Here is an 11,678-nt window from a genome sequence, read left to right on the forward strand (position 1 = left end):
GGAGTTGCAGCCGAAGGCTGCCCGCGCTTAAACGCAGCATGCGCCAGGCCCTGCTGATCGTGGACGTGCAAGCCAGCTTTTCGCCGCCGGAATGGCTGATCCAGGGTATTGCGGCTGTCGTAGCCGGTATGCCCTCAGTCGCGACGGTCGAGAGGCATGACGAGGCAGTGACGCCTTTCGAGCGTCAGTTGGGCTGGAAACCCGGCCTGTCGGACGAGAGCCTGGTTCCCGCCGATCGCGTCTTCGTCAAGCACGGCTATCTGCCGCCGGCCGCGATGATCGACCATCTCCAAGGCATGCAGCTGGAGCGTGTGCTGGTCTGCGGCCTGCAGGCCGACACCTGCGTCCTCGCCGCCGGCTTTGCCCTCTTTGATGCCGGGCTCAGTCCGGCGCTCCTGAGTTGGTTGACCGTCGGCTCCTCCTTGGATCGTTCCGGCGAATTGGGTGTCCGGCTCTGGCGCCACCATTTCGGTGCGGTGATCCTGAGCCCTGATGAGCTTCTGGCGGGTTAGCGCGGCCTTGGCTCCGATCCGGCTCGATGTAGCATGACGAAGCATTAATGCCCGCGTCATCGAACAGATCGGCCCGCCTCCCTATGCGGAGTGTGCTCGGTGTTTCGCTTTCAGGACGCGTCGCGTGAGTGATCTGACGCGATACCGATCGCCTGGCCTCGAGTGCAGGTCGAAGCAGTGAATGCTCCCTGCGCGCGTCGTTACTCGTACCGGGAATACCCGGGCGAGGCCTCGGCCCGCGGGAGGAGGCGCCGTGATGGGGAGATAGCGGCGCCTCCTCTTCGATCGCGCATGGAGCGGTCGGCATCTCGAGGCCGGCGAGCCTGGCGGCATGACGTGTGTCGCGCTGGGCTCAGCGTCGTCCCGACTGGGGGCGCTGGGCGGCCATCACCCAAGAAAAAAGGGCCACGCCAAAGGCGCAGCCCGAAGTCTAGGGAGGAAACGCCCAAGGAGGGCGCCACAGCATCTCTGCTGCGGTGCACAGGAGATAGGGCGGCACTCTCGCGACTGCAAGAGGAAAAGGGCAGTATCGCTGCCCTTTTTTCAGGCGGCCTGCTCAGCCTTGCTGCACGGCCGCGGGATCCATCCACATCACCTCCCAGACATGGCCGTCGAGATCCTGGAAGCCGTGGCCATACATGAAGCCGTGGTCCTGCGGTTTCGCATAGGTCTTGCCGCCGGCGGCGACCGCAGCATTGACCATCGTGTCGACATCGGCGCGGCTTTCGCGCGACAGGCAGGTCAGGACCTCGGTGACCTTGGTCGCGTCGGCAATCGGCTGCGGTGCAAAGCCTGCGAATTTCTCGTGCGTCAGCAGCATTGCGAAGATGGTGTCACTGATCACCATGCAGGCGGCGGTGTCATCGGTGAATTGCGGGTTGAAGTTGAAACCGAGCGCCTTGAAGAAGGCCATGGACTTCTGCAGGTCCTTCACCGGCAGGTTGACGAAGATCATCTGGGGCATGGTCGTTCCTTGCTTGTTTTTGGTGGTGTGGGTTGGGAAACGGCCGCCGCCATAGGCGGTAGCAGTCAGGGCTGGGACAGTGCCCTGAGATCGTGCCGGAAACGGTCAGGATCCGTCCCGGGCAAGAGCGCGTCGACCTCGCGGTGGATGCGCTCCCAGGTCGGGACGGCGAGGAGGAGCAATGCATGCCCGGCTGGCTGCAATGTCAGCAGCCGGCTGCGCCGATCATCCGGATCGCTGTCGACCGAAACGAGACCGCGCCGCTCGAGCGGCTTGAGCGCCGCCGTCAGGGTGGTGCGGTCCATGGCAAGGAGGTTTGCCACCGGGCCGAGGCTCGGTGGTTGCGGGCGATTGAGCGACATCAGCAGCGAGAATTGCTGGTTCGTCAGCTCAAACGGTCGCAAAGCCTCGTCAAAGCGCCGCGCAAGTGCCCTGGCTGCCCGCTGCACATGCAGGCACAGGCAATGGTCCCGCACATGCAATGTGGTCTCGAAGGGCAGTCGGTTCTCGGCGGAAAGGGGGATGGGCTTTGACATGAAGTTTTTATGTTGATATCAACTTATCTTGTCAAGAGGGGCGTTTCTGAAGGAGGAAGGCCATGCAGCAACACCCGGTTGTTTCACGCGAGGACTGGCTTGCCGCGCGCAAGGTTCTGCTCGCCCGCGAGAAGGAAGAGACGCGTCTGCGCGACGCGGTGAATGCCGAGCGAAGCGCCTTGCCCTGGGTCCGGGTCGAGAAGAACTATGTCTTCGACACCCTGACAGGGAGGCGGCGGCTGGCGGAGCTGTTCGACGGGCGCAGCCAGCTGATGATCTATCATTTCATGTTCGGGCCGGAATGGGAGGCAGGTTGCCCCGGTTGTTCCTTCCTGGCTGATCATCTCGACGGCACGCTGGCGCATCTGAACAATCACGACGTGACATTGGTCGCAGTTTCGCGCGCGCCGCTGCAGAAGATCGAGGCCTATAAGCGTCGCATGGGCTGGCGCTTCCCCTGGGTCTCGTCCCATGGCAGCGACTTCAATTTCGACTACCACGTCTCGTTCACGCCCGAGCAGCTCAAGGGGGAGAGCGTCCGCTACAATTTCACCGATACGCCGGTGGGCAATGCGCATGACGAACTGCCCGGACTGAGCTCATTCATCCGCAACGAAGCCGGCGAGGTGTTTCATACCTATTCGAGCTATGCGCGGGGCCCGGAGGAGCTGATCGGCACACTGATGATCCTCGACCGCGCCCCCAAGGGCCGCAATGAGGACTCGACCATGAGTTTCGTCAAGCGCCACGACGAGTACGAGACGGTGCCGATGGCCGCAGCCTGCTGCGCGTGATTGAAGGCCTGGTGCGCCCGGAACCCGGGCGTCACCCGGCCGATGAGAAGCGCAGGACCGGGGTCCATGCCAGCCTTGAACCATCCAGGTTCGGGCACGGCCCCCGGGGCTCTCTTCACCGCCCCGTCCGGCGGCGAGGCCAGAATGGCTCACCCCCGCGCCACGCTCGCGCGCTTCACGATGCCGGCCAGTTCCGGCGATGGATCGAGCGTGCCGAAGACATAACCCCAGTCGGCATCGAGCCTGGAGCGGCAGAAGGTCTCGAACACCGCCTCGTCCGCGTGCTTCTTCAGCTCCGAGGCCTGCAGCGCATAGGCCATCAGGTTGGCGAGCCGGCGGCCATGGCCGTCGTCATTGCGCGGTTTGGCCACCTCGTCGTCGAGCCTGTCGAGCCAGCGGTCGAGCGCACGGTTGACGCCCCGAGCGGAGCCGAGCTCGGCCATGAAGGCCTCCTTCGTATGTGGATCGCGGTTGAACGAGCGCAGGACGTCCATGCACATCATGTTCGAGGTGCCTTCCCAGATCGCGTTCAGCGGCGCCTCGCGATAGAGCCGTGCCATCGGGTTCTCCTCGATGAAGCCGTTGCCGCCATGGCATTCCAGCGCCTCGACGACGAAGGCGGCCGCGCGCTTGCAGTTCCAGAATTTCGCCAGCGGTGTCGAAACCCGTGCGACATGCCGCTCCTGCTCGCTGCTCTCCATCGCGTCCGTTGCGGCGGCGACGCGGAAGGCCATCAGGGTCGAGGCTTCGGAGTCGATTGCGAGATCGGCAAGAATATTGGTCATCATCGGCTGTTCGGCCAGCGAGGAGCCAAAGCCCCTGCGCGATTGTGTGTGGTTGAGCGCCAGGGTCAGCGCCTGCCGCATCAGCCCCGCCGAGCCGATGGCGAAATCCAGCCGGGTCAGATGGGCGTGGCCGAGGATCTCGCGGATGCCGTGCCCCTCTTCGCCGACCAGCCAGCCCAGGCACTCGCGGAATTCGACCTCCGACGAGGCGTTCGAGCGGTTCCCCGCCTTGTCCTTCAGCCGCTGGATCTGCAGCCGGTTGCGGCTGCCATCCGGCAGGAAGCCGGGGGCGAAGAAGCAGGAGACGCCGCTCTCGCTGCGCGCGAGTGTGAAGAACCCGTCCGATTGCGGGACCGAGAAGAACCATTTGTGTCCGGTGATCAGATAGACGCGCCCCTCCGGCGTATCCTCCAGATAGCGCGCGGTCGTCTGGGTCTGCCGGAGGTCCGATCCGCCCTGCTTCTCGGTCATCGCATAGCCGATGCTCGCCCCTGTCTTCTGTGAGACCGGGAGTGGGCGCTTGTCATACTGGCCAGAGGTGATCTTCTCGCGCCAGAGCGAGAACTCAGGCTGGGCCAGGCCCGGCCAGGCGGCATAGGTCATGCCGGTCGGGCAGCCGACCCCATGTTCGATCTGGTTCCAGACATAGGAGAGGACGCCACGCGCGACATGGCCGTTCGGCTCCGTCGTCGTCCAGGCCAGCGAGGGCACCTCGTGCCGGAAGGCGAGCGCCATCAATTCGTGCCAGGCTGGATGAAATTCGACCCAGTCGATGCGGTTGCCGAAGCGATCATGCGTCCTGAGTTCCGGCGTAAACCTGTTGGCGAGACGCGCCAGATCCTGCACCGTCTCATCGCCGGCATGGGCGCCGAGCGCCATCGCTCTGCCTGCAACCCAGGGAGCCTGGCGCGTGACGACGCCCTGCAGCACCGCGTCGTCGGAGAAGGCGTTCCAGCCCGTGGCTGGGCGCGCCTGGTTCAGCACCTGATGGGTCGAGGCAAGGGCGTGCACGGTCATGTTGGTCCTCTGGTCAGGTCCGGCGCGCCGGCTATCCCGTCCCGGGACGGGGAATGAAGGGGATCAGAGGCTGACGGGTTGCGCTATTCAGCCGCTTCGCGCGGGGCCCCGCCCGGCATTTCCGGCACCTCGCAACCGGCGACACAACAGCGCCCAGGCTGCTTCGAGACCCTGCCGCCATCGGCGAGGACGCCCCGTCCGAGCAGGCTCTCGACCAGTTCGACCTTCTCCGCCACCGGGTAGTTGCGCCAGATCTCGCGCTTCATCGCTTCCGGCGAGCCGCCGCCATGCAGCGAGATCACCGAATACCAGCCGGCCTCCTTCGAGACGGTGAGATCCTCGATGAAGCGCGCGACCTCGGCGCGCTGCGCGTGCGGGATATCGGGGCGGCCCGCGAGCACGGCAGACAACGAGGCAGCGGTCTCGGGATTATGGTCCTCATCCGGGCCTGGCAGCGCCACGATCAACCCGCCCGATACGTAATGGGCGATGCGGTGCATGTCGTAGATCTGCGTGGCCAACAGCAGCTTGCCGATATTGGAGAAGACGCTGTCAGGCATCACCGAGCCTGCTGGATCTTTCTGGCAGTAGACGGAGGCCGCGACACCGCAGGCGAAAAATCCTTCGGTGATCTTGATCAACTCGACCATCTGTTCGCGGACATGGCCGTGGCGCTCGGTATCGAGCCCGTTGGCCTCGATCATCAGTGCGCCGGCGCCGATCAGGAGATCGCCGAACCCGGCTCTGGCGCCGATGCAGGAATGGCGGTGATGCGTCGCGTAGCTCGTGGTCAGGAAGCCGCCTTCCTCGGTCTCGCCGGCAAGGAAGACGCGGTCCCATGGCACGAAGACATCGTCGAACATCACGACGCCGGTCGACTGGCCGTATTGCGACGAGAATTTCGCGGCTCGATCTCCGGGGCGTCCGGCAGGTCGCGCTACGATGGTGACGCCCGCGGCATCGCAGGGCACGGCGCAGCAGACCGCGAAATCCTCGTCGCCCGGCACGTGGGTTCGGCAGGGCATCACCAGGAATTCGTGCATATAGGGCGCGCCGGTGACGATGGCCTTGGTGCCGCGAATGACGATGCCGTCCTTCCGCCGCTCCTTGATGTGAACATAGGAATCCGGGTTCGCCTGTGCGCCCGGTCGCTTCGAACGGTCACCCTTGGCGTCGGTCATGGCGACGCCGAGCGTCAGGTCCTTGTCCTGAACCTCGTGCAGATAGGCGCGGAAGCGTTGCGCATAATCGGTGCCGTGACGGGCGTCGGTGAGCGCTGTCGCCTGCCAGAGCGCATTCAGCGCATCATGGCTGAGATAGCGCTGGGCGCAGCCCGAGATATTGCAGACCAGCCGAACCGCCTCGAGCTTGGCGAGCAGGTCGCCGGAGCTTTCGTTGATGTGCAGCATGCGGTTGACGGTCTTGCCGGAGCTTGTCTGCCGCGCCGTCATCACCGGGAGATGGGCCTCCTGATGGGCGAGGTCGTAGGTGATCCCGACCGCGTTGATGCCCGGAGCGAGCAAGGGCTCGTCAGCCACGCTCTCGACACGCTGGCCGTTGACGAAAACCCGCGGATGATAGGCGCGCAGCGACTCGCGGTAGCCCGCAGCATCCATCAGCATGGGCGTGTCCTCTTGATATTTGAGTGTTGCCCGTAAAATTGAACGCCGTTAGAATTTTCGTCAACTCAAATCTGGAGCGATGCTGAGGTGGCAGTGGCCGAGACGATGCGAGGTCGCCGCAAGCGGGCGGTCACGGAACTCAGGCGCGGGCTGATCCTCGACGCCGCACGCACGATCTTCGAGCGCGATGGGTTGGATGGCGCCTCGCTGCGCGGCATCGCGGCTGAGGCCGGCTACACGCCGGCGGCGCTCTACTTCCATTTCGATTCCAAGGAGGCGCTCTATGCCGAGGTCCTTGGCCAGTCGCTGTCGGCACTGCGCGACCATGTCGACAAGGCGGTCGAAGGGGCTGCTACGCCGGAAGCCCGCTTCCGCCTGGCAGCGCTCGCCTTCTTCGATTTCTATGCGGCTCATCCCAGGGATCTCGATCTCGGCTTCTACCTGTTCCGTGGCGGCATGCGCCCCCATGGGCTCGGCCGCGAGCGGGACAAGGCCCTGAACGAGGCCCTGGAGGCGGGGCTCTCGCCAATCAGGCACGCGGTCGAACAGATGGGCCGCGATCAGGAGACGGCACGGCTGGCCATGGCCGATGCCTTCGCCCATGCTTCGGGCGTGCTGTTGCTCGCCCATACGCAGCGGCTGAGGATGTTCGGGGCGCAGGCGCGCGCCCTGATGGAACGCTATGTCGATGTCCAGATCGGACAATTGCTGATGAAGGGAGAGCGTCCATGACACTGCTGAAGGTCGAGCGCGCCCGCCTCGTCATCATCGATTTTCAGGCGCGCCTGATGCCCGTGATCCATGACGGGCCGCGCATGGTCGCGAATGCACGACGGCTCGTCGAGGCGGCGGCCCTGCTCGATGTTCCCGTGGTGATGACCGAGCAGAACCCGGCCGGGCTCGGCAGCACGGTGCCGGAACTGTCGGGCGCCGGTCCGGTGGTGACCAAGATGAGCTTCGATGCCTGTGCCGAACCGGCCTTTCTCGGCGCGCTGGAAGAGGACGAAGAGCTGATTGTCTGCGGTTGCGAGGCGCATGTTTGTGTCGGCCAGACGGTTCTTGGGCTGCTGACGCAATGGCGCCGCGTCCTCGTGGTGCAGGACGCGATCGGCTCACGCGCTGCGGAGAACAAGGAGGCTGCGATCCGGCGCATGTCCGCTCATGGCGCCGAGATGGTCACGACCGAGATGGTCCTGTTCGAATGGCTGCGGACGGCGGAACACCCGCAATTCCGCGCCGTGTCCAAGCTGATCAAATGAGGATGCGAATGACCAAGCCTGCCATCTGGTATTTCGACCTCATCTCACCCTTTGCCTATCTGGCATTGACGAAGCTCGACGCGATTGAAGAGCTGCGGCCTGTCGTGATGAAGCCGATCGTCTTTGGTGCCGTGCTCAAGCATTGGGGCCAGCTCGGCCCGGCCGAGATCGCGCCGAAGCGTGTCCACACCTATCGTCTCGCGACGCACCTGGCCCAATCGCTGGGCGTGCCCTTCCGCTTCCCGCCGAGCCACCCGTTCAACCCGCTCGCCATGCTGCGCCTGTTGACCGCGCTCGATGGGCAGAAGGGCGCGGTCCGCGAAGCCTTTCGGCTGATCTGGGGGCAGGGGCGCGACGGTAACGATCCAGCCGTGCTGGCCGAGGTGGCGGCCGCGGCCGGAGATCCTGCTGCGCTCGGCCGTATCGGCGAACAGCCGGTCAAGGATGCGCTGCGCCTGGCCACGGAAGAGGCCGTCGCGGCGGGGGTCTTCGGCGTGCCGAGCCTGCTGATCGACGGCGAAGTCTTCTGGGGCGTCGACGCCATGACGATGGCGCGTGACTATCTGGTGGCGCCGGAACGTTTCCTGAGCGGCGAAATGGCGCGGGTTTCGAGCCTGCCCGTCGGAGTTCGACGGCAGCTCTGAGCGGCAGGGGAGAGTCGGCGCAGTTTCACCATCTTGTCGTCCCAAGCTGGAAACCGGCCGAGGCGTTGCGCCCGGCCGGTACAGGAGGAGACGCTTCATGCTGCGCCGGTCCTTTCTTCAGCTTGGCCTCGTCGGGCTTGCGGCGCCGGCCCTGGTCGGCCGGGCGGCGGCGGCCGGACCGACGGCGCCGGGGTCCAGATTCAACATCACCTATTTCGATATCCCCGCGATCAAGGGCTCGCGCGATGTCACCGATGCCGGCGACGGCACGATCTGGGTCTGCGGTCAGCGCAACGGCACGCTCGGCCGCTTCGATCCGCGTTCGAGCCAGCTCAAGGTGGTCGAACTCGGCCAGGGGGCCGCACCCCATGGCGTGATCAGGGGCCCGGACGGAGCCGCCTGGGTGACGGAAGGTGGCCAGAACGCCATTGCCCGCGTCGACGACAAGACCCACAAGGTCGATCTCTTCAAGCTGCCAGCGGGGCGCGAGAGCGCCAATCTCAATACCGGGGTCTTCGATAAGGAAGGCATTCTCTGGTTCACGGGCCAGAATGGGATCGTCGGTCGCTTCGATCCGAAGACCGCCAGGATGGAGATCAAGGATGCGCCACGCGGGCCGGGCGCCTATGGCATCACCAGAACGCCCTCCGGCGAGATCTGGTACGCCTCGCTGGCGGGCAACCATATTGCCCAGATCAATCCCGGCACCTTCGAGATCACGGTGGTCGAACCACCGACGCCTGGTCAGGGCGCGCGGCGGGTCTGGTCGGATTCGAAGAATCGCATCTGGGTCAGCGAATGGAATTCCGGCAATGTCTCGGCCTATGACACGCTCAGCAACAGCTGGAAGACATGGAAATTGCCGGGTGACAAACCGCGCACCTATTCGGTCTATGTCGATGATGCGGACAAAGTCTGGCTGACGGACTTTTCGGCCAATGCCATCGTCCATTTCGATCCCGTCACCGAAGCCTTCAGCAGTCTCCCGAGCGACAAGCCCGGCGCCAATGTCCGCCAGATGGACGGGCGTTCCGGCGAGGCCTGGGGCGGCGAGAGCGGCAATGACCGACTTGTTCGGATCCAGACGGTGAAGCAGGCGTGAGGAGCGCGCCTGTCGCATCTGCGATCACGGCGGTTCTGTTTGCCGCGCAGCCTGGCGCAGCCCAGGAGAGCGGGGCGGGCGAGCGTCTGTTCGCGACCTGCCAGGCCTGCCACAGCCTCGACCCGGCCAAGCCGGGCATGGCGGGTCCGCATCTCGCCGGCCTGTCCGGCCGCCGCATCGGCACGGCCACAGGTTTCGATTACTCGCCGGCGCTGAAAGCGGCCGGCGCGCAGGGCCTCAGTTGGGACGCGGAGCGGCTGAAAGCCTATCTCGCCGATCCCGAGGCCATGTTCAAAGGCAGCTGGATGAGCGCGCCCGGGCTCGCCCGCGAGGCCGACCGGGCAGCCGTCGCTGATTTCCTGATGCGGCCGCGCTGACGTCAGAGCGGTCGCTTGATGGCCCTCGAGATCACGCCGACGATGCCCTCGCGGAACAGCATCACGCAGATCACGAAGATCACGCCCTGCACGACCGTGACCCAGGCGCCAAGGCTGGCGAGATAATTCTGCATCGAGACGATGACGAGCGCACCGACGATCGGCCCGAACACGGTTCCGAGACCGCCGACCAGCGTCATCAGCACGACCTCGCCGGACATTGACCAGTGCACGTCGGTGAGTGAGGCGAGCTGGAAGACGATGGCCTTGGTCGCGCCCGCCAGCCCCGCCAGCGCAGCCGAAAGGACGAAGACCGCGAGCTTGTAGCGATTGGCGCGGTAGCCGAGCGAGATCGCGCGCGGCTCGTTGTCCCGGATCGCCTTGCAGACCTGGCCGAAGGGCGAATGGATGATGCGGTAGATCAGCAGCAGCCCGGCCATGAAGATGACTGCGACCACGTAATACAGCGCCCGGTCGTCGGCGAGGCTGATCAGGCCGAAGAGCTTGCCGCGCGGCACTGACTGGATGCCGTCCTCGCCGCCCGTGAAGCGCGGTGTCTGCAGCGAGAAGAAGAACACCATCTGCGCCAGTGCCAGCGTGATCATGGCGAAGTAGATGCCTTGCCGGCGGATCGCGAGCGAGCCGAAGACGGCGCCAAGCATACCGGCGATCAGCGTCCCGGACAGGATCGCGAGCTCGGGCGTCAAGCCCCAGTTCTTGGCCGTATAGGCGCTGACATAGCTTGCCATGCCGAAATAGGCCGCATGGCCGAAGGAGAGCAGACCGCCATAGCCAAGCAGAAGGTTGAAGGCGAGCGCGAACAACGCAAAGCACATCACCTTCATCACGAAGACGGGATAGGCGAGGAAAGGCGCGACGGCGACCAGGACCGCGAGCCCGATGAAGATCGCCCGATGCAGGCGCTCGGTTCCCTTCGTGGTCTCGGCGACTGCGAGGCCGCCCGCGGGAACGTCGGCGGAAAGCGCGTCGGCCATGGTCAGCTCCTTCCAATCATGCGGGACGGTGCCATCACGCGGGCCGCCCGAACAACCCGGCTGGTTTCACCAGCAACACCAGGACCATGATGATGAAGATCACGGTCGCGGACGCTTCGGGATAGAAAACCTTGGTCACGCCTTCGATCAGGCCGAGGCCGAACCCGGTGACGATCGCGCCCATGATCGAGCCCATGCCGCCGATCACGACGACGGCGAAGACGACGATGATCAGGTCGGCCCCCATGTTTGGATTGACCGAGTAGATCGGCGCCGCGAGCACGCCGGCGAACGCCGCCAGAGCGACGCCGAAGCCGTAGGTCAGGGTCACCAGCAGCGGCACATTGATACCGAAGGCCTGTGTCAGCGTCGGGTTCTCGGTGGCGGCGCGAAGATAGGCGCCGAGCCTCGTCTTCTCGATCACGAACCAGGTCGCCAGGCAGATGACGAGCGACGCGATGACGACCCAGGCGCGGTAGTTCGGCAGGAACATGAAGCCGAGATTATGCCCGCCCGCCAGCTGCGGCGGGATCTGATAGGGCAGGCCCGACGAGCCGTAATTGTTGCGGAACAGGCCCTGGATGATCAGTGCGAGGCCGAAGGTCAGCAGCAGCCCGTAGAGATGGTCGAGATGGGCCAGCCGCGAGATCAGGAACCGCTCGATCAGGACGCCCACGATCCCGACGATCAGCGGTGCCAGCAGCAATGCGGCCCAGTAGTTGATGCCGAGATAGTTCAGGCACATCCAGGCCACGAAGGCGCCCATCATATACTGCGCGCCATGGGTGAAGTTGATGATGTTGAGCAGCCCGAAGATCACCGCCAGCCCGAGGCTGAGGATGGCATAGAACGAGCCGTTGATCAGGCCAAGCAGGACCTGGCCGAACAGCGCTTGTGGTGGGATTCCGAGAAGCTCGAACATGCCTTGCTCAACTCATCCTGAAAATGCTGCCAAGGACCGACGTACGGATACGCCATCTCCTGCTGCCATCATCCCGGGCCGGCCGAAGACCCGACCCGGGAGATGTGCCGGAGCATGTGGATCCCGGGTCTCCCTAGGATCGCCCGGGA

Annotated in this window: 13 protein-coding genes; 7 read left to right on the plus strand and 6 right to left on the minus strand. The window is 64.9% G+C overall.

The window, feature by feature from the left end; translation table 11 throughout:
- Positions 1–38: 38 nt before the first annotated feature.
- Positions 39–512: a cysteine hydrolase family protein gene (locus tag AC1DGP_RS25795; RefSeq protein ID WP_441490383.1), complete on the plus strand. Its 474-nt coding sequence runs from the start codon at positions 39–41 to the stop codon at positions 510–512.
- A 556-nt stretch (positions 513–1,068) separates the two neighbouring features.
- Here the strand turns inward: AC1DGP_RS25795 and AC1DGP_RS25800 are convergent.
- Complete coding sequence (locus tag AC1DGP_RS25800) at positions 1,069–1,476, minus strand: VOC family protein (protein WP_441490382.1); 408 nt, start codon at positions 1,474–1,476, stop codon at positions 1,069–1,071.
- A 65-nt stretch (positions 1,477–1,541) separates the two neighbouring features.
- A complete protein-coding gene (locus AC1DGP_RS25805) occupies positions 1,542–2,012 on the minus strand; it encodes a MarR family winged helix-turn-helix transcriptional regulator (protein WP_441490381.1) in 471 nt (156 codons plus the stop codon).
- A 62-nt stretch (positions 2,013–2,074) separates the two neighbouring features.
- Here AC1DGP_RS25805 and AC1DGP_RS25810 point away from each other — a divergent pair, with 62 nt between their 5' ends.
- Positions 2,075–2,806, plus strand: a complete 732-nt coding sequence (locus AC1DGP_RS25810) for a DUF899 domain-containing protein (RefSeq protein ID WP_441490380.1) — start codon at positions 2,075–2,077, stop codon at positions 2,804–2,806.
- Positions 2,807–2,955: 149 nt separating this feature from the next.
- On the opposite strand, the gene AC1DGP_RS25815 is transcribed toward AC1DGP_RS25810, so the two are convergent.
- A complete protein-coding gene (locus AC1DGP_RS25815) occupies positions 2,956–4,608 on the minus strand; it encodes an acyl-CoA dehydrogenase family protein (RefSeq protein ID WP_441507480.1) in 1,653 nt (550 codons plus the stop codon).
- Between the two features lie 83 nt (positions 4,609–4,691).
- Positions 4,692–6,230: a 4-hydroxyphenylacetate 3-hydroxylase family protein gene (locus AC1DGP_RS25820; RefSeq protein ID WP_441507481.1), complete on the minus strand. Its 1,539-nt coding sequence runs from the start codon at positions 6,228–6,230 to the stop codon at positions 4,692–4,694.
- A 93-nt stretch (positions 6,231–6,323) separates the two neighbouring features.
- Between AC1DGP_RS25820 and AC1DGP_RS25825 the strand changes: the two genes are divergently transcribed.
- The 5 genes from AC1DGP_RS25825 to AC1DGP_RS25845 all read left to right on the plus strand — a co-directional run bounded on the left by AC1DGP_RS25825 (position 6,324) and on the right by AC1DGP_RS25845 (position 9,612).
- Positions 6,324–6,962, plus strand: a complete 639-nt coding sequence (locus AC1DGP_RS25825) for a TetR/AcrR family transcriptional regulator (RefSeq protein ID WP_441507482.1) — start codon at positions 6,324–6,326, stop codon at positions 6,960–6,962.
- Entirely contained in the window at positions 6,959–7,489 is a 531-nt protein-coding gene (locus tag AC1DGP_RS25830; protein WP_441507483.1) for an isochorismatase family protein, read from the plus strand. Before AC1DGP_RS25825 ends, AC1DGP_RS25830 begins: the two co-directional genes overlap by 4 nt.
- Before the next feature lie 8 nt (positions 7,490–7,497).
- The gene (locus AC1DGP_RS25835) at positions 7,498–8,133 is read left to right on the plus strand and encodes a 2-hydroxychromene-2-carboxylate isomerase (protein WP_441507484.1); all 636 of its coding nucleotides are present in this window, start codon (positions 7,498–7,500) and stop codon (positions 8,131–8,133) included.
- 97 nt (positions 8,134–8,230) lie between these two features.
- Positions 8,231–9,235 carry a Vgb family protein gene (locus AC1DGP_RS25840; protein ID WP_441507485.1) on the plus strand — a complete coding sequence of 335 codons (1,005 nt, stop codon included), beginning with the start codon at positions 8,231–8,233 and terminating at the stop codon, positions 9,233–9,235.
- Positions 9,232–9,612 (plus strand): c-type cytochrome, encoded by a 381-nt coding sequence (locus AC1DGP_RS25845; protein WP_441507486.1) that lies wholly within the window; start codon positions 9,232–9,234, stop codon positions 9,610–9,612. Before AC1DGP_RS25840 ends, AC1DGP_RS25845 begins: the two co-directional genes overlap by 4 nt.
- Before the next feature lie 2 nt (positions 9,613–9,614).
- On the opposite strand, the gene AC1DGP_RS25850 is transcribed toward AC1DGP_RS25845, so the two are convergent.
- Together AC1DGP_RS25850 and AC1DGP_RS25855 are read right to left on the minus strand one after the other, a co-directional pair.
- A complete protein-coding gene (locus AC1DGP_RS25850; RefSeq protein WP_441507487.1) occupies positions 9,615–10,607 on the minus strand; it encodes a branched-chain amino acid ABC transporter permease in 993 nt (330 codons plus the stop codon).
- A gap of 34 nt (positions 10,608–10,641) precedes the next feature.
- A complete protein-coding gene (locus AC1DGP_RS25855; protein ID WP_113518014.1) occupies positions 10,642–11,529 on the minus strand; it encodes a branched-chain amino acid ABC transporter permease in 888 nt (295 codons plus the stop codon).
- Positions 11,530–11,678: the final 149 nt, after the last annotated feature.

This window comes from Allobosea sp. 05T433, from assembly GCF_056396065.1.